Source organism: Streptomyces sp. HUAS TT7 (assembly GCF_051550175.1).
Taxonomy (GTDB): Bacteria; Actinomycetota; Actinomycetes; order Streptomycetales; family Streptomycetaceae; genus Streptomyces.
The window spans coordinates 7,794,153-7,810,255 of sequence record NZ_CP196175.1 but is presented as its reverse complement, the minus strand read 5'-3'; the positions used below and the strand labels follow the sequence as shown (position 1 = coordinate 7,810,255).

The window sequence follows — 16,103 nt, the reverse complement described above, 5'->3', positions numbered from 1 at the left end:
TGTCAGTGAGCGCCGGAGAAGATCTCCTTCACCTCGCGCGCCGCATAATAGACCAGCGCGTAGCCGGCGGCCGGATCCGCTTCTCTGATGAACTAAGAGAATCCGGCTCTCAAGCAGGGTCGCCCCCCCCGACGACGAAGCCGGGGGTCGATCTCGTTCGGGGCGGGTTGGTGCGTCGTTGAACGTGCGGCGTTGACCCAAGGTCAGTGGGCCAGGGCGGCTCGTGCTTCCTTGATGCCGTAGTAGACGATCACGTATCCAGCCAGCGGATCGGCCCACCAAAAACCCCAGGCTGCGTTAAGGACCAGGCCGAGCAGGACAGCGGTGGCCAGCAGCCCGTCGATGAAGGTGACCCGGCCCTCGGTCTTCAGCACCGGGTTGTCCAGGGCGGCGCCGGTGCGGGCCTTGCCGAGAGCCAGGGCGAACATCACCACGGTGGTGACCGCGGTCCAGGCGATTCCGGCAGGACTGTGGTGGGCGTGGAATCCGGTGGCCAGGACCCAGGTCGACTGGACCAGCAGGTAGAGCGCCAGCGCCACGAACGCCCAGCCGATCAGCCGCATAGCCCTGCGCTGGCGGTCCTCGCCGGTGCCCGACAGCTCCCAGATCACCACCGTGGAGGCGCCGATCTCGATCAGGGAGTCCAGTCCGAAGCCGGCCAGGGCCACTGAGCGGGCGGCGACGGCAGCGAAGGCCAGAACGACGATGCCCACCACGTTCCAGGCCAGGGTGGTCCATTCCAGGGCGAACCCCCGCCGCAGCAGGCGGGCGGTGTCCGCAGATGCTGCGGGAGGAGTCGAGGTCATGTCGGACATCCTCCCAGGCCGGGCCATGGCTCGTGGGCCTGGGCTGCGGATCACGGGGCCGACTGCCTGGTGTCGGTGGCGAGGGACGCGATCTCGGGGAAGCTGGGCAGTGACAATCCCCTGCGATCGTGGAGTCTTCGTTTATGCGGCTTGAGTCCGTGAACTGGACTCAGCGCGCTGCTGATTGATGATCTGTTCGAACTCGGTCGGTGGCAGTCTGCCGGCGGCGCTGTGCCTGCGGCGTGTGTTGAAGAAGTCCGTGATCCACGTGGCGATCTTCAGCCGGGCCTCGGTGCGGGTGGTGAAGCGGTGCCGGTGGATGTACTCGACCTTGAGCGTTGAGTGGAACGACTCCGCGGCCGCGTTGTCCAGGGCCGACCCCACGCGCCCCATGGACTGCACCACCCGAAGACGGTCAGACAGGGCGTTGTATGCCTCACTCGTATATTCACCGACCCGCGGTCCGAATGAAAGATCACTCCGTCCACGGCGCCGCCGCGTGTCGCGGCAGCCATCTGGAGTGACGCGCTGACCAGGGACGCATCGTGCCGAGGGCCCATCGCATAGCCGAGTACACGTCGGGAGAACGCGTCGTGGACGGATGCGAGGTAGAGCTTGCCCTCCCCGGTTTCGATCTCGGTCATGTCGCCCCACCACAACACGTCCGGTGCGACCGCGTCGAAGCGACGAAGCACCAGGTCACGGGCGGCCTTGCGCTGGCCCTGCCGGGTCAGGTTCCTTCGCCGCCGCGGAGGCTTGCGGCCCTGCAGGCCGAGCTCGGCCATGAGTTGGGCGACGGTGTTCTGCGAGACCTTCCAGCCCTCGGACCACAGGTCCAGCGTGATCCTGGGTGAGCCGTAGGTGTTGCCCGACCTGCGGAAGAAGTAGATGATCCGCTCGGCCAGCGCAGCCCGTCTGGCCTCGGACTTCGTCGGCTGTTCGGGGCGGCGGCGCCATTTGTAGAACCAGGACTCGGACACGCCCAGTGCCCTGCAGGCCAGAGTGTGCGGGACCTTGTGCCTGGTCCGCTGGTCGGCGATGAAGCCCGCAACCGTCGCTTCGTCGCCTCCTTCACCCAGAGGACCACCGATCGCTTGAGGACATCGCGCTCCATCCCGAGCTCGGCGATCTCCTTGCGCTGCCGGGCATTCTCCTCCCGCAGCCGCCGCAGTTCCTCGCGCTCGGACTCGTCCAGCCCGCCGCGGGCCTCCGCGTCCGCCCGGACCCTTGCCCGGTGGACCCAGGTCTGCAGCGTGCCTTCATGCACCCCCAGGTCCCGCGCGACCTCCGAGGCCGGCTTCCCCGTCTCCAGCACGATCCGCACCGCACCCTCACGGAACTCGGCATCGTACTTCCGTCGCTTCTCCGCCATGACCCTCAACTACCCCTATGGTCACGACTCCACGATACGAGGGGAGACCCAGAGCCCGATGGGAGCAGCCCGGCATGGTCGCTCGCATTGTGGGAGCGATGTTGTCCCTTACGGCAAGCGGGCGTGTGGGAGTTCACGCTGAAGTGGGAAGTAATCAGTCAGTGGCGTCGACTCGCTGGACAGCGCGGGTTGGCCCACGCCACAGTGTCAGACCCTTGGGGGACACTACCGTCATCGGGGAACCTACGGGGGGTTGGGGCGATTCGGATGACCATTCAAGAGCAGCGACATGCTGATCATGACGACGTCATCACAGAGGTCTCGCAGGAAGAGTTCCGTGAGGCTGCCTACGCAGCGTTGGACCGGCTCGGCTTGACGTATGCGGAGCTCCGCGACATGGCCCGTCGGCGCGACTTCAGCTCGGCCCAGGCCCAGTCTTTGTGGGTGTCCATCGGCGGCACACTTGATCTCTGACAGCCTTCGGAACCAGACGACCGGTTTCACCCAGGAGATCCAAGGTCTCCTGAATGGCACGATCGCTCGTCACGTGCAGATAAAGGCGGTCGCACTCCAGGTGGGTGACGACCGCCTCTTCATGCTCGGGCACTTGCTCGATAAGCGAACATTGACGGCTCAGCGGTTCCGGTTGAAGCCCCGGGCACCGAAGGTCGAGCTGTGGATGGATGTCAGCTTCCAGATGCGCCTCGATGCCGAGCGTGAACACCTGATGGTCCACAAGTCGTTCATTGGCATGTTCGGATCCGAGGACGCCAAGCACGGCTTGTTCCACTACGACTATGAGCGGGACAAAGTTGATGGGTATCCAGATGCCCACCTGCAAATCGACGCGTCGTCCGAGTTCTTCGGGACGCTGAATGATCCGAAGCGCGATCCGGGCCGGTCTCTTGCCGCTCTCCACTTCCCGGTTGGCGGCAAACGGTTTCGGCCCTGCCTGGAGGATGTCATCGAGTTCCTGGTCGTGGAGCGGATCGTCGAAGCCCGCGACGGCTACGAAAAGTTCCTGGAGACAGGACGTGAGCGCTTCCGCAGGAACCAGCTGATGGCAGCTATGCGGCGAGATCCGGCAACGGTGGACAGGTTCATCGAGCGCTACCGCGCAGCCGAACGGTCGTAGATCCGAGTGCCAGCGCGCGTCAACTTGGTGATGTACGTGCTCGATCAGTGCGGAAAATACGGGGGCTCGGCGTCCCCGCGAGGAACGTCGGCACCGAGGTTTCCACAGATGAGGTCGCCGAGCCTCTCCGGCATTCTCCTCCTGAACCCCACGACGCCCCTCCCCAGAGCACAGCAGCTACCCGCAGAAGACAATCCTGCCCCGGCGGGAGAAGCCAGTAACCGAGGTTGAAGGCATCGTCGGCAAGCCGCAGCCGCCTGCTGCACACACCCCACGCCGCAACGAAGACTCCCCGCCAGCACAACCGACGGGGGGCAATGTCAGTCACAGCGATCACATCTCTGTGACCAACTGTGTCGACGCACCTGCACCACAAGCACCTGACCAGGCCAAACGTTCCCAAACTGAACCCGATGGACGCCAGAAGACGGATCTGCCTACCTGTGCCAGGTGGTACCGCGGGGAGCCCGCCGCCCGCGGACACCACAGACCAAGATCCGGACCAGGCACGGACCAACTCAGCTCCGTACCGGGCCATTCCAATCGTTTTCGCAGGTCAAAAGCAAGATGGGTCGTGTACCACCAGCAGACGAAGAATCTGTTGGTGTCGTACTCGCCGAAGAAGCTGGGCTTCTTCTAGGCGTACGCTCCGATCTGCCCGAGGCCACCGGCGATGCCGGTGGCCTCGGGCGGTTGCTCACCTCTTGCGCCACTCCTCGGCCAGCAACTCATAGGACCGCACCCGGTCCTTGTGGTCGTGAGTGATCGTGGTGATCAGCAACTCGTCAGCCCCGGTGGCCTCTTGGAGCTGGGCGAGCTGGTCGGCGACGCTGCCCGGGGAACCGACGAACTGGGTGTCGGTCCGGTCCCGCACCAGTGCCCGGTCCGCGTCCGACCACGTGTGGGCGCGCGCCTCCTGAGGCGTGGGGAAGGCGATGGCGCCCTCCGCGGTGCGGATGCTGCGGACCCACAGTCCGTAGCCGGTGGCGAGTTCGCGGGCGACCGCCTCGTCCTCGGCGACGACGACATCGGCCGACACGCTGACGTAGGGCCTGTCCAATACGTCGGACGGCCGGAACGCGGCGCGATACCCCTCGGCCGCCTCCAGCACCGTTCCCGGGCTGACGTGGTAGTTCGCCGCGAACCGAAGGCCGTTGCGGCCCGCGACGTCGGCGCTCTCGCCGCCGCTGCTGCCCAGGATCCAGACCTCGACGTCGGCGCCCTCTCCCGGCACCGCGTGGGCCTCGATGCCGTCCTCGGAGCGGTACGTTCCCGCGAGCAGCGCGAGGATGTCGTCGATCTGTTCTCCGTACGGCTGCGACTCGGCGTTCGGCAGCAGGAGCAGCTTGCGCTGCAGCGCGACCCGGGGTGAGCCGAGAAGGTGCTCGAAGGAGAACCGGGGCGGAATGCGCAGCCCGTTCGGGGCACGGCCGTCGACGACAGGTGTCGCGCCGGGCACGGCAGCGGCGGGGGCTCCCGGTGGGCGGCCGCCGGAACGGCCGAGCCCCAGGTCGAGGCGTCCGGGGTGCAGCGCGTCGATGAGGCCGAACTCCTCGACCGTGGACAGGGCGGTGCGATGGCCGAGTTGGACGGCCCCTGAGCCGATGCGGATGGTCGAGGTCGCCGCGGCGGTCAGGGCGAGAACGACCGCGGGCGAAGTACCGGCCACGCCCGGGTTGAGGTGGTGCTCGGCGTACCAGTAGCGGGCGTAGCCGAGCCTCTCGGCCTGCTGGGCCAGGTCGATGGAGTTGCGCAGCGCCTCGGTGGCCGTGGAGCCGGACGATATCGGAACCAGGTCGAGGATCCCGAGGGGGATGTCGGACATGTGCGCAGGCTCCTCAGTGGTCGGCGGGCACGGCTACGGGGCGAGGGGCGGGCCCCACGGGAACCGGGCCCCGGGACAACGGCACATCCGGGTTCTTTCGGCGCGGCAGTGGCGTGACGCCCGACGGGAGGTGGCGGATCCGGAAGGTGAGCACGAGGAGGTGGCTGAGCACGATGTGCGGCAGGGACGCGGTGAAGGGACGACGCCCGCGCCGTACGGGCCCGGGTCCGTCCGCCACCGGGTCTGGAGCGCCCGCGACGAGGGCGGTGGGCGGGAGTGTCATGACGCCCGCCGTGCATCGTGCCGGTGGTCGGGGTGGGCCAGGCCGAGATGGTCGCGCAGTGTGGCGCCCTCGTACTCCGTGCGGTACACGCCCTGCTCCTGGAGCAGCGGGACGACCTGGTCGGCGAAGGAGTCCAGACCGCCCGGGGTGATGTGCGGGACGAGGATGAAGCCGTCGCTGGCGTCCGCCTGCACGAAGTCGTTGATCGTCCGCGCCACGGTGGCGGGCGAGCCGACGAAGGTCTGCCGGTTGCCCGTCTCGATGACCAGGTCGCGGATCGACCACTTGTTGGCCGCGGCGAGCTCGCGCCATGCGCGGGCCGTCGCCAACGGATCCCGGTACATGCGGACTTGGGCGCGGCCCCGGGCCACCGTGTGCTCGCCGAGGTCGGGATCGATGTCCGGGAGCGGGCCCTCCGGGTCGTACGCGGACAGGTCCCGGTTCCACACGAATTCCAGGTGTTTGATCGCGGTGGCCCCGCTCACCTGCTGACGGCGTACCTCACGGGCGAGCTCCTCGGCCTCGGCGTCCGTGTCACCGAGTACGAAGCTCGCGGCGGGAAGGATCAGCAGGTGGTCACGGTCACGGCCGTACCGGGCCAGGCGTCCCTTGACGTCGGTGTAGAAAGCCCGGCCCTCGTTCAGCGTCGCGTACCGGCTGAAAATGGCGTCGGCGCTGGATGCGGCGAACTCACGGCCCTCCTCGGAGACCCCCGCCTGGAAGATCACCGGGCGGCCCTGCGGGGAGCGCGGCACGTTGAACTGGCCCTGGATGTCGAAGTGTTGCCCGGTGTGGACGAAGGAGCCCGCCTTGGCGTCGCTCAGGAACGTGCCGGTGGACCGGTCGGCGAGTATCTCGTCGCCTCGCCAGGAGTCGAAGAGCTCGTTGGCGGTCTCCAGGAATTCCCTGGCCCGCGAATAGCGCTCCTCCTGCGGCAGGAAGCCGCCCCGGCGGAAGTTCTCTCCGGTGAAGGCGTCCCAGGAGGTGACCACGTTCCAGGCCGAGCGGCCGCCGGAGAGGTGGTCGAGGCTGGCGAACTGGCGGGCCACCTCGTAGGGCTCGTTGAAGGTGGAGTTGATGGTGCCGGTCAGGCCGAGGCGGTCGGTGACGGCGGCCAGCGCGGCGAGGATCGTGAACGTGTCGGGGCGGCCGACCACGTCCAAGTCGTAGATTTTTCCGCCCTGTTCGCGCAGGCGCAGTCCCTCGGCGAGGAACAGGAAGTCGAACTTGGCGCGTTCCGCGGTCCGCGCGAAGTGCGCGAACGAAGAGAACTCGATGTGGCTGCCGGCGGCCGGATCGCTCCACACGGTCGTGTTGTTGACACCGGGGAAGTGGGCGGCCAGATGGATCTGCTTCAGGCGCTTGCTCATGTCGTGCGGTCTCCGTCCGGCTCAGGCGGTGGTGGCGGCGTAGCGGTTGGCGGGTCGGGTGAGCCCCAGCAGCCCGCGCAGGGTCTTCGCCTCGTAGGCACCGCGGAAGACGCCGCGGCGCTGGAGCTCGGGGACCAGGCCGCGGGTGATCGCGGGAAGGTCGTGGCCGACGACGGCCGGGCGCAGCCGGAACCCGGACAGCCCTGCTTCCCGCAACTCCTGGAGCAGATCGGCGAGTTGGGCCGGTGTGCCGGTGAAGACGTGCGCGTCGCTGGTGTACGGCTGCCCCGCGAGGGCGTCCAGCCGTTCCCGGCGGGCGGCGGCCTCTGCGGGGTCGTCGTCGAGGAAGACCACCAGGTCGCCGAAGATGTGCACGGTGCCGCCCGCGCGTCCCGCCGCCGCCTGCTCGGCGCGGATCTCCGCCACGATCGCGCGCGCCTGGGCGGTGTCGTGCGGGGTGACGTACCCGATGTCGGCGGCCCTGGCCACCAGCCGGTACGAGAGGGTCGCGTGGGCGAGCGCGCTGACGACCGGCTGCCCCTGCGGCGGGCGCGGGGTGATCGAAGGGCCCTTCACACGGAAGTGCTCGCCCTCGAAGTCGATGTAGTGCAGCTTCTCGCGGTCGATGAAACGCCCGGTGGCCGCGTCCCGGATCTCCGCGTCGTCCTCCCAGCTGTCCCAGAGCCTGCGCACTACTTCGACGTAGTCGGCCGCCTCGTCGAAGTGCGGGCGCACCGCGTCCTGCCCGGCAGGGGTGTTGTAGCCTCCGGCGGGCAGCGGGGGGATGGTCCGGCGCCCGAAGTGCGCGGCCTCGTTGGGGCGCGCGTCGATCTGCACGCGTACGCCGGCGCGGCCCGAACTCACGTAGTCGAGCGTGGCGATCGCCTTCGAGATGTGGAACGGCTCGGTGTGCGTGGTCACCACGGACGGCACCACACCGATGTGCCGGGTCAGCGGCGCGACGCGGGCGGCGATGAGGACGGCGTCGAGGCGGCCGCGCACCTGGTCGGTACGGTCATCGGGCTCGGTGAGCTGCGACGACTGGAGCCCCAGACCGTCCTCGATGGTCACGAGGTCGAGCAGTCCGTGTTCGGCCTCCGCGACGAGGCCGGCCCAGTACCCGGCGGTGAGCAGATCGCGGGGACGGGCCACCGGCTCCCGCCAGGACGCCGGATGCCAGCCGGTGCCGTCGAGAGCGACAGCGAGGTGCAGAGGAGAGGGTGATGAGGTCACGGCGGTGATGCCTTCCTGAAGATCCGTACGAGGAACCCGGCCCCGTGCGAGGGGCGCGGTCGCGAGGGAACGTCAGGGGCGACAGAGCGCGCCGGCGACGCGCAGCAGGTCGATGTGATGCCGGGAGTACAGGTGCAGACGGCGGGGCGGCACCGGATCGGCGACACGGCGACGGGACGAAAGCACCCTGCTCACCGCCCTTTCCGCCCGGTGGACCCGGGGTCCTTGCCGACCCGGCGCGGACGGCTCCCCGGCAGGGCGCCGCGCGCTCTTCAGCAGGCCCAACACCACAACTACGCCTTTCCTTCCCGGAGTTCGACCTCTTGTGTTCCGTCACGCTCTTGTTCCGTCACGGCCGACGGGGTCCTTGCCCGGGAGCGGCGGAAATCCTGCGGTGATGTGGGTGGGCGGGTGGCCGTGAGCCCAAAGGGACTGTCGAGCCCAAGCTGCCGCATCGCGACAGCGGTGGGCACAGGCGCGGGGAGCGTCAGCCTCGGCGGAGGGCGCTGCTCATGGCCGTACACAGCGCGCTGCTGACGCGCAGCAGGTCGACGGCACGGTCCGTGCACAGCGGGATGCGGCCGGGGTGCCGCCGAGCGGCCGTCCCGTCAGCTGCGCGCATCACTGTCACCGTCACTTCTCCGGGCCCGGGGGCCGCACGTCGTCCGCGGACGGTAGCCAGGCACCGAGGGGAATGTCAACGCTGCGGACCACCAGATGAGACCGCTCGCCCAAGCTTCTTGACGGCGTAACGAAGCCCGCTCAGACTGACGTGGACGGTCACGATTGTCAGCGCCCACACCGCGGTTCGCCCGCTCCAGTGGTCATCGGCCCCGGCCCGCTGACAGGCAACCCTTCCGCCGCGACGGGGTGCCCCGGGTGACGACCGGGTCCCGTCGGCACCGGCGGGGCAAGCGTGGTCTCGCGTCTCGCGAGCCCCGGAGGTGAGACGGGTGGACATGCCCAGGAGCGGCTTGACCAGGCGCCTGCACATCGATCTCCAGCGCGTCTCCAGCGCTTACTGATCCGCGACGGATCTGCGTCTGATCCGTCATCGACCCGCGTCTGGTCCGCCGATTCCGCGCGATGCGGACGATCACCGACCGACGCAGCCGCCCCCGCATCCAGCCGCTGACGCCACCAAGCCGCAGTGGCATCTCATTCCCAGGGAGAGTCATGCCCGAGACCGTTTCCCGCATGTCCCGCACCGCCGCCTCCACCGGATGTCAGTCGCCGGCGCCCGCTTCGCTTCCGCGCCCCGGCACGATCACGACGGTCCCCCACCCTCGTCGTTTCCGCAGCCGGATCGGCGTCGGCGCGGCCGGCGGCTTCTATCCCGCGCCCCGGCGCTACGACCTGTTTCTGTGCGGGAGTTGTCCCAGGTCGCTGCGCATCTCGATCACCCTCGACCTGCTCGGTCTGCGCGAGTCGGTCGCCACGACACTCCTGACCTCCCTTGCCGCGACCCCCGACGGCTACGCCGAGCTGCACCGCGCGTACGAGACCACGGTCTACCACTTCGACGGACCCCTGACAGCGCCCGCGCTGCGCGACCGCTGGAGCGGACGGATCGTCAGCAACCACACCCCCGACATCCTCCGCGACCTGGCGGGCCCCCTCGCCGGTGAGGAAGGCGCCCGGCACGCCGCTCTCCGGCCGCCGCACCTCGTCGCGGACATCGAAGCCTTGCGCACCCTGCTGGACCGGGACGTCACTCCGGCCGCGCCGTCCTCGGCGCGACAGGCGGCACTGGCCCTCCTCGACCGCAGCCTCGCCCGCCATCCCTGCGCGCTGGGAACGGAGTTGACAGCCGCGGACGTGGACCTGTGGGTGGCGCTCGTCCACCTCGACCGGGACGAGCTGAGGTGTGCACCCCCCAGGCTCGGGGACTATGTGCGACGGCTCGGCGACCGTCCCGCTTTCCGGAACGCGATCAAGACGGTGTTGCCATCGAACACGCTGGGCAGGGAGCGGCATTGACCGGATGACCGGACGGTGACCGGTTTGGTTTCCCCGGGGGCGTCGTGGCCGGATCTCCCCCTGTCTTCCTCTCGGGCCGCTCTGCCAGGGCGCCGCCTTCGTCTTCGAGCCGAGAGGAACGACCACCATGAGTGAGGGCAGATGTGGGTCTGTCCGGTGATCAGCCCTGCTGGAAATGGCTGGGCCTGTCCTCCCGCAGGACCAGGCGGCCGAGACGGGCTGCCTCGGTGCGGGGCATGAGGGTCCATGTGCCGTCGGTGCGGCGCAGGGCCGCCGAGTGCCAGGGGGTCGTCCAGGCGTCGGGGGCGTCGAGGAGACGGATGCCGAACTTGGGGGCGCCTACCGGTTGGGGGTGGATGGACAGGCGCACGCAGCGGGGGTGGCGCTCGGCGATCAGGTCGCCCCAGGCGCGGCTGCGCTGGATGACGCCGTAGGCACGCCGGCGGCACTCGCGTTGGAGGGCGGAGCGGGTGCCGGTGAAGCCGGCCGTGTCTTCGACCAGGAAGCGGGTGATGCCCCGGTAGAGGGCGAGGGTGTTCTCGTCCGTACGCACCTCGGCGCGCAGGGCCTCGGCCGTGGGTGCGTACCGCTCGTGGACGTGGGCGCGTTTCGTGTGGTGCGGGAGGTCGCCGAGTACATCGCGGAGGTCGAACACCGACAGGCGGCTGAGGCCCAGGTCGGCTATGACTCGGCGGAGTCCGTCGGCGTACGCGTCGATGTGCGCGTCCGGGACTCGGATCAGATCGCCGAAGATGTGGCCGTCCGAGCAGATGACCACGTGCGCGCCGGGTGGATAGATGCGCTGGATCTCGCCACACAGGGTGTCCAAGAAGCGGAGAGAAAGGAGTTCTCCCTGGTCGGGGAGGTGGCCCAGGACCTTCGCCGGGTTGGGGGACTTGCAGGGGAAGCCCGGAAGCGTGAAGACGATGGGGGCGCCTTCGCGTATGTACGCGGCGATCTGCCGGAGTTGGTGAGGGAACGCCTCCGCTCTCACGCGGGTGTTGTCCGTACTTCGGTGGTGAGGCAGCAGCAGGTTCAGGATGGAGGCGCCGAGGGTCGTGGGGAGGGCGCCGGGGGCTGTCGTCAGCAGCGTCATGTCGTTCCTCCGGAGGGGACGCGGGCATGGCGGGACGGCGCCGTGGCGGGAGGGGCCCGGGCGCCGTTCGGGCGGGGGGGGATCAGGCAGGGGTGTGGGGGCTGCCCGTGCCGAGACGGGCAGTGGGTGTCAGCCGCGGCGGTCGTAGCCGACCGGCAGACGGTTGGTGCCGCGGCCCAGGACGGCCGGGATCCACTCGATGTCCTCGTCCGGGATGGTCAGGTGGAGGCCCGGAAGGCGGGTCAGCAGGGTGCCGAGGGCGATCTGGAGTTCCGTGCGGGCGAGGGCGGCTCCGGGGCAGAAGTGGATGCCGTGGCCGAAGGCGAGGTGAGGGTTGGGAGTGCGCTCCAGGTCGAGGATGTCGGGGTCGGGGAAGCGGCGCGGGTCGCGGTTGGCGGCACACAGGGAGACGATCACCGAGTCGCCGGCCGGGACGCGGGTGCCGTACAGGTCGTCGTCCTCGGCGAGGAAGCGCCAGGTCGCGAGTTCGAAGGCGCTGTCATAGCGCAGGAGTTCCTCGACCGCGCGGGGCAGGAGGGACGGGTCCTCGCGGAGGCGGGTGAGCTGGGCCGGGTTGCGGAAGAGGGCGATCAGGGCGGTGGTGATCTGGTTGGTGACCGGCTCCTGTCCAGCGACGAGGAGCTGGAAAATCATGGAGTCCAGTTCCTCCTGCGCCAGTTCGCGGCGGTCGCGAGCCACGACGAGGCGGCTGAGCAGGTCGTCGTCCCCGTGCTCGCGCTTGTGGGCGACGACCTCGGCGATGTAGCTCTGCAGGCCGTGCAGCCGCGCCTCGTACAACGGTCGTCCGGGGTCGGTGGGACCGACGGGCTGGACCACCTTGCCCCAGTCACGGTCGAAGCGGGTCGCCAACTCCAGTGGCAGGCCGATGACTTCGGCCAGCACCTGGAAAGGGAAGTGCGCGGCGAAACCTGCGACGAGGTCGGCGGGGCCGGTTTCCGGCAGCGCGTCGACGAGGGCGTCGGCCAGTTCCTGGAAGCGCGGGCGCAGAGCCTCGATGCGGCGCGGGGTGAAGGCGTCGGTCACGAAGCGCCGCATGCGGGTGTGCTTCGGCGGGTCCTGGTGGAGGAGGTGGGCCTGGAGCTGGGAGTGCTGGGGCTCGGGCATGATCGAGGCGCGGGCACGCCACCGGTCGTTGCCCAGGTCGTGGTTCTTGCCGAGGCGGTCGTCGTTCAGCGCCGCGTGGGCGGCTTCGTGCCCCGTGATGAGCCACGCCTGCACCCCGCTGGGAAACAGGACGGGGTGGATCGGGCCTGCCGCACGCATCTGCTCGTACAGCGGGTAGGGGTTGCTCTTGTACGGGCATCCCATCAGCGGGATCGGATCGGCGACGACATCGGTGGCGGGCGCGGGTTCCTGGACGGGCACGGGTTCCTGGACGGTCATGGTGAGGGGCTCCTCAGTGCGGCTCAGAGGGTGAGTTCGGGGCGGTAGTGGTCCAGCCACAGGGCGAGGTCGACGACGCGTTCGAGGCGCAGGCGGTGGCCCCATGGGAGCTGGTCGGGCGGGGTGTCGAGGCAGGGCTTGATGCGGGTCTCGTCGGCCAGGGAGCGGACCTGTTCGGTCGCGAGGGCGTCGCGGGCCATGTTCTGGAGGCCGCGGTTGTAGTCGGGGTGGTGGGTGGCCGGGTAGTGGTTCTTGGGGCGGTGCAGGACCGAGTCCGGGGCGAGGCCCGTGCCGGCCGCCCGCAGCAGGCTCTTCTCGCGGCCGTCGAAGCTCTTGAGCGCCCAGGGGGTGGTGAAGGCGTACTCGACGAGGCGGTGGTCGCAGTACGGGACCCGTACCTCCAGGCCCTGGGCCATGCTCAACCGGTCCTTGCGGTGGAGGAGTTGGCGCAGCCAGCGAGTGAGGGAGAGGTGCTGCATCTCTCGCTGGCGGTGCTCGACCGGCGTCTCACCGTCCAGGTGCGGTACGGCGGCGAGCGCGCTGCGGTAGGTGTCGTCGCGGAACTCTCCGATGCGCAGGTCCAGTTCGGGGTTGAGGGGCATCGCGGCCTCGTCGCCGGTGACGAGCAGCCAGGGGAAGGTGGCGGCGGCGAGTGCCTTGGGGTTGTGGAACCAGGGGTAGCCGCCGAACACCTCGTCGGCGGCCTCCCCGGACAGGGCGACGGTCGAGTGACGTCGTATCTCGCCGAAGAGGAGGTAGAGGGAGGTGTCCATGTCGCCGACGCCGATCGGCGAGTCCCGGGCGACGACCACGGCCTTGCGGTGCTCGGGGTCGAGCAGGTCGCGCGGGTCGAGCACTACGGTGCTGTGGTCGGTGCCGATGAAGGCTCCGGCTTCCATGGCGTACGGGGTGTCGTGCCCGGTGCGCAGGACGTCCCCGGTGAAACGCTCGGCCTGGTCGCTGTAGTCGACGGCGTACGAGCGGATGCGGGCGTCCGGGCCTTCGCGCAGGCGGAGTTCGTCGGCGAGCAGGGCGGTCAGGACGGTGGAGTCGATGCCGCCGGACAGCAGGGAGCAGAGGGGGACGTCCGCCTCCAGCTGGCTGCGGGCGGCTCGCTCTACCAGGCTGCGGATCCGTTCGGCGGTGGCTTCCTGGTCGTCGGTGTGGGCGTCGGCCTCCAGCTGCCAGTAGCGGCGTTGGCGGGCGCCGCCGCGGTCGAGCACGAGGAGGCCGCCGGGCTCGACCTCCCGGACTCCGGACCACACCGTCGGACCGGTGTTGAACAGCAGGCTGTACGCCTCGCGCAGCCCGTCCGCGTCGACCCGGGGCCGGATCTCCGGGTGGGCGAACAGCGCCTTGGGTTCGGAGGCGAAGGCGATGCCGCCGTCGACTGCCGCCCAGAACAGGGGTTTTACGCCGAGCCGGTCGCGTACGAGCAGGAGCCGCCCGACGCGTTCGTCCCAGACGGCGAAGGCGAACATGCCCTCCAGGTGGTCGGCGACGTCCTCGCCCCACTGTGCGTACGCGCGCAGCACCACCTCGGTGTCGCTGCGGGTGCGGAAGGCGTGCCCCAATCCCCTGAGCCGGGAGCGGAGTTCGTGGTGGTTGTAGATCTCGCCGCTGTAGGTGAGGACGGTGGCCGGCGCGTCGGGCCGGTCGGTCATCGGCTGGATGCCGCCGGTGGGGTCGATGACGGTGAGGCGGCGGTGGCCGATCGCGGCGTGTTCGCCGAGCCAGCTGCCGCCCGCGTCGGGGCCGCGCGGGGCGAGGGTGGCGGTCATCGCCTCGATGACCGGGGCCTGGGTGCGGGCGTCGTGGTGGAAGGACGCCCATCCGGTGATTCCGCACATGGGAGTGACTCCTGGGTCAGTAATCCGGTGCGCCTGACGGCGGCACTCTGTGGGCGTGGAAATCGGTGTGCGGCCGTCCGGCGGCCGTCGCCACCTCTCGGCGTGTTCCGAGCCCGGGGTCAGTGGTGGGCGGCGCGCGCCGTGTCGGTGGGTGTCCGGGGGACGGGGGTACGGCCGGGCCGGGCGAGGAGGGGCACGGCGAGGCAGGCGGCGAGGGCGGCCAGTACAAGTCCCGGGCGGGTCGGGTCGGTTGGGCCTGCTACTCCACCGGCCGCAGTGGCCAGGGCGGGGCCGAGCGTGAAGCCGAGGCTGCGGGCGAGCTGGACGGCCGAGCCGACGGTGGCCGCGCGGTCCGGTGGGGCGGCGCCCATCACCAGAGCCTGGGTGGGGCCGCCGTTGAGGCCCATGCCGACGCCCGCGAGAGCGAGCCGCCAGGCGACGCCAGTCGGCGACCAGTCGGTGCCCACCGGTACGAGCAGGAGCAGGCCGGCAGCGGTGAGCGCGGCGCCCGCCACGGCGACGGGCCGGGGTCCGTACCGGTCGGCGAGGCGTCCTCCGAGCGGCCCGGCCAGGCCCATGCCGAGCGGGAAGGCGAGCACGGTCAGGCCGGTCGTGGTGGCGCTGGTTCCCTCGCCCTGCTGGAGGTGGAGGGCGACGACGTAATGCATGGCGGCGAACCCGGCCGCGAGCGCGAGGACCGCGCCGTGCGCACGCAACAGACCTGATGTGCGGATCACTTGAGCCACCGGACGGCCTCCCGACCCGCGCGACCACCGCCACAGCGGCGGCCCGGCGGCGACGGCGAGCAGCAGCCAGGCGGGGCTGTCCGATGCCAGGGTCAGGGAAAGGAGCAGGACCGTTACGCCTGTGGCCACCAGCGCCGCGTCCGCCACCGTGCGGCGGTCGGGCCCGGACAGACCGCCGGCCCTCGGCATCGCCCGCCAGGCCACGATCAGCGCCAGCACGCAGAAGGGGATCTTGACGAGGAAGACGGCCCGCCAGCCCAGGTGGTCGAGGAGCAGCCCGCCGGCCGCGGGTCCGGCCACCGCGCCGAGCGGGCCGAGGGTGGCGGGCACGCTCATCGCACGGCCGCGCAGTTGAGGCCGTACGGAACGCATCGCCAGGACCGGCATCAGCACGAACAGCACCGCGCCGAACGCGCCCTGCCCGAGTCTCGCGGCGATCAGCCAAGCCATCCACGGCGCGACGGCGGCGAGCGCGCTGCACAGCGCGAATCCGGCCGTCGCCGCCAGCAGTGCCGGGCGCGGCCTCACTCGGTCCAGCCAGCTGCCGACCGGCAACAGGAGTGCCACGACGGGCAGTTGGTAGCCGAGCACGGCCCATTGGGCGGTGGCGGCGGAGACGTGCAGGCCGTCGCCGATGTCCGCGAGAGCCACGTTGACGATGTTCATGTCGAGCATCGCCACGAACGCCAGCAGGCCCGCCACGGCCACGAGGAGCCAGCGGTCCTCGACTTCGGGTGTCTCGACTTCAGGCGTCCCTACGTCGGGTGTCTCGACTCCGGGTGTCCCCGCATCGGACGTCTCGACTCCGGGTATGCGGCCGGGCCGTTCCGATCCGGGCTCCTGGTCCGTCACCCCTGTCCCTTCCCTCGTGGGTCGGCTGCCGGGCGGCAGCCTCACCCCACAAGTCGGGGGCGGCGGCGGATGAGTTCCCGTTGATGTCTCGAAAAAGCAGGCTGTTTCAGGAACTGCTCCTCCGACTGAGACGGGCTGCTTACCCGCACGG

Annotated in this window: 17 protein-coding genes, 1 pseudogene and 1 riboswitch; of the genes and pseudogenes, 4 read left to right on the top strand and 14 right to left on the bottom strand. The window is 69.9% G+C overall.

Annotated features, from left to right (window positions below; translation table 11 throughout):
• Positions 1-203: 203 nt before the first annotated feature.
• The 4 genes and pseudogenes from ACSHXC_RS35445 to ACSHXC_RS35430 all read right to left on the bottom strand — a co-directional run.
• The gene (locus tag ACSHXC_RS35445) at positions 204-806 is read right to left on the bottom strand and encodes a cation transporter (RefSeq protein ID WP_438295444.1); all 603 of its coding nucleotides are present in this window, start codon (positions 804-806) and stop codon (positions 204-206) included.
• Between the two features lie 141 nt (positions 807-947).
• Entirely contained in the window at positions 948-1,199 is a 252-nt protein-coding gene (locus ACSHXC_RS35440; RefSeq protein WP_438295443.1) for an integrase core domain-containing protein, read from the bottom strand.
• Positions 1,085-1,786: a DDE-type integrase/transposase/recombinase gene (locus ACSHXC_RS35435; RefSeq protein WP_438295442.1), complete on the bottom strand. Its 702-nt coding sequence runs from the start codon at positions 1,784-1,786 to the stop codon at positions 1,085-1,087. The genes ACSHXC_RS35440 and ACSHXC_RS35435 overlap by 115 nt, the downstream gene beginning before the upstream one ends.
• A gap of 203 nt (positions 1,787-1,989) precedes the next feature.
• Positions 1,990-2,178: pseudogene (locus ACSHXC_RS35430) on the bottom strand (transposase); the annotation flags it as partial.
• A 267-nt stretch (positions 2,179-2,445) separates the two neighbouring features.
• Between ACSHXC_RS35430 and ACSHXC_RS35425 the strand changes: the two are divergent.
• Together ACSHXC_RS35425 and ACSHXC_RS35420 are read left to right on the top strand one after the other, a co-directional pair.
• Positions 2,446-2,652 carry a hypothetical protein gene (locus ACSHXC_RS35425; protein ID WP_438295441.1) on the top strand — a complete coding sequence of 69 codons (207 nt, stop codon included), beginning with the start codon at positions 2,446-2,448 and terminating at the stop codon, positions 2,650-2,652.
• Entirely contained in the window at positions 2,642-3,313 is a 672-nt protein-coding gene (locus tag ACSHXC_RS35420; protein WP_438295440.1) for a hypothetical protein, read from the top strand. Before ACSHXC_RS35425 ends, ACSHXC_RS35420 begins: the two co-directional genes overlap by 11 nt.
• A 697-nt stretch (positions 3,314-4,010) precedes the next feature.
• Here ACSHXC_RS35420 and ACSHXC_RS35415 read toward each other — a convergent pair.
• The 6 genes from ACSHXC_RS35415 to ACSHXC_RS35390 all read right to left on the bottom strand — a co-directional run bounded on the left by ACSHXC_RS35415 (position 4,011) and on the right by ACSHXC_RS35390 (position 8,646).
• Positions 4,011-5,138 carry an LLM class flavin-dependent oxidoreductase gene (locus ACSHXC_RS35415; RefSeq protein WP_438295439.1) on the bottom strand — a complete coding sequence of 376 codons (1,128 nt, stop codon included), beginning with the start codon at positions 5,136-5,138 and terminating at the stop codon, positions 4,011-4,013.
• Between the two features lie 13 nt (positions 5,139-5,151).
• Positions 5,152-5,421, bottom strand: coding sequence for a hypothetical protein (locus tag ACSHXC_RS35410; protein WP_438295438.1), 270 nt, complete (start codon positions 5,419-5,421; stop codon positions 5,152-5,154).
• The gene (locus ACSHXC_RS35405) at positions 5,418-6,791 is read right to left on the bottom strand and encodes an NtaA/DmoA family FMN-dependent monooxygenase (protein WP_438295437.1); all 1,374 of its coding nucleotides are present in this window, start codon (positions 6,789-6,791) and stop codon (positions 5,418-5,420) included. Before ACSHXC_RS35405 ends, ACSHXC_RS35410 begins: the two co-directional genes overlap by 4 nt.
• Positions 6,792-6,812: 21 nt before the next feature.
• On the bottom strand, positions 6,813-8,024 hold the full coding sequence (locus tag ACSHXC_RS35400) for an LLM class flavin-dependent oxidoreductase (protein WP_438295436.1): 1,212 nt from the start codon (positions 8,022-8,024) through the stop codon (positions 6,813-6,815).
• Between the two features lie 72 nt (positions 8,025-8,096).
• Positions 8,097-8,219, bottom strand: coding sequence for a putative leader peptide (locus tag ACSHXC_RS35395; protein ID WP_438295435.1), 123 nt, complete (start codon positions 8,217-8,219; stop codon positions 8,097-8,099).
• A 292-nt stretch (positions 8,220-8,511) separates the two neighbouring features.
• Positions 8,512-8,646, bottom strand: coding sequence for a hypothetical protein (locus tag ACSHXC_RS35390; protein ID WP_438295434.1), 135 nt, complete (start codon positions 8,644-8,646; stop codon positions 8,512-8,514).
• A gap of 156 nt (positions 8,647-8,802) precedes the next feature.
• A riboswitch (SAM riboswitch) is annotated at positions 8,803-8,947 on the top strand.
• Between the two features lie 36 nt (positions 8,948-8,983).
• On the opposite strand from ACSHXC_RS35390, the gene ACSHXC_RS35385 reads away from it, so the two are divergent.
• Positions 8,984-9,049 (top strand): putative leader peptide, encoded by a 66-nt coding sequence (locus tag ACSHXC_RS35385; RefSeq protein WP_385176035.1) that lies wholly within the window; start codon positions 8,984-8,986, stop codon positions 9,047-9,049.
• A 151-nt stretch (positions 9,050-9,200) separates the two neighbouring features.
• Complete coding sequence (locus tag ACSHXC_RS35380; protein ID WP_438295433.1) at positions 9,201-10,004, top strand: hypothetical protein; 804 nt, start codon at positions 9,201-9,203, stop codon at positions 10,002-10,004.
• A 160-nt stretch (positions 10,005-10,164) separates the two neighbouring features.
• On the opposite strand, the gene ACSHXC_RS35375 is transcribed toward ACSHXC_RS35380, so the two are convergent.
• The 4 genes from ACSHXC_RS35375 to ACSHXC_RS35360 all read right to left on the bottom strand — a co-directional run bounded on the left by ACSHXC_RS35375 (position 10,165) and on the right by ACSHXC_RS35360 (position 15,952).
• Positions 10,165-11,100, bottom strand: a complete 936-nt coding sequence (locus ACSHXC_RS35375; protein WP_438295432.1) for an L-tyrosine/L-tryptophan isonitrile synthase family protein — start codon at positions 11,098-11,100, stop codon at positions 10,165-10,167.
• Between the two features lie 129 nt (positions 11,101-11,229).
• Positions 11,230-12,504: a cytochrome P450 family protein gene (locus ACSHXC_RS35370; protein WP_438295431.1), complete on the bottom strand. Its 1,275-nt coding sequence runs from the start codon at positions 12,502-12,504 to the stop codon at positions 11,230-11,232.
• A gap of 23 nt (positions 12,505-12,527) precedes the next feature.
• Positions 12,528-14,354: an asparagine synthase (glutamine-hydrolyzing) gene (gene asnB / locus ACSHXC_RS35365; protein ID WP_438295430.1), complete on the bottom strand. Its 1,827-nt coding sequence runs from the start codon at positions 14,352-14,354 to the stop codon at positions 12,528-12,530.
• A gap of 119 nt (positions 14,355-14,473) precedes the next feature.
• Positions 14,474-15,952: an MFS transporter gene (locus ACSHXC_RS35360; RefSeq protein WP_438295429.1), complete on the bottom strand. Its 1,479-nt coding sequence runs from the start codon at positions 15,950-15,952 to the stop codon at positions 14,474-14,476.
• Positions 15,953-16,103 lie beyond the last annotated feature (151 nt).

Coding starts and splice junctions, on each gene's coding strand:
- ACSHXC_RS35380 (WP_438295433.1), top strand. CDS start 9,201: ATGCCCGAGACCGTTTCCCGCATGTCCCGCACCGCCGCCTCCACCGGA.
- ACSHXC_RS35415 (WP_438295439.1), bottom strand. CDS start 5,138: ATGTCCGACATCCCCCTCGGGATCCTCGACCTGGTTCCGATATCGTCC.
- ACSHXC_RS35405 (WP_438295437.1), bottom strand. CDS start 6,791: ATGAGCAAGCGCCTGAAGCAGATCCATCTGGCCGCCCACTTCCCCGGT.
- ACSHXC_RS35440 (WP_438295443.1), bottom strand. CDS start 1,199: ATGGGGCGCGTGGGGTCGGCCCTGGACAACGCGGCCGCGGAGTCGTTC.
- ACSHXC_RS35410 (WP_438295438.1), bottom strand. CDS start 5,421: ATGACACTCCCGCCCACCGCCCTCGTCGCGGGCGCTCCAGACCCGGTG.
- ACSHXC_RS35375 (WP_438295432.1), bottom strand. CDS start 11,100: ATGACGCTGCTGACGACAGCCCCCGGCGCCCTCCCCACGACCCTCGGC.
- ACSHXC_RS35425 (WP_438295441.1), top strand. CDS start 2,446: ATGACCATTCAAGAGCAGCGACATGCTGATCATGACGACGTCATCACA.
- asnB (WP_438295430.1), bottom strand. CDS start 14,354: ATGTGCGGAATCACCGGATGGGCGTCCTTCCACCACGACGCCCGCACC.
- ACSHXC_RS35445 (WP_438295444.1), bottom strand. CDS start 806: ATGACCTCGACTCCTCCCGCAGCATCTGCGGACACCGCCCGCCTGCTG.
- ACSHXC_RS35370 (WP_438295431.1), bottom strand. CDS start 12,504: ATGACCGTCCAGGAACCCGTGCCCGTCCAGGAACCCGCGCCCGCCACC.
- ACSHXC_RS35390 (WP_438295434.1), bottom strand. CDS start 8,646: ATGCGCGCAGCTGACGGGACGGCCGCTCGGCGGCACCCCGGCCGCATC.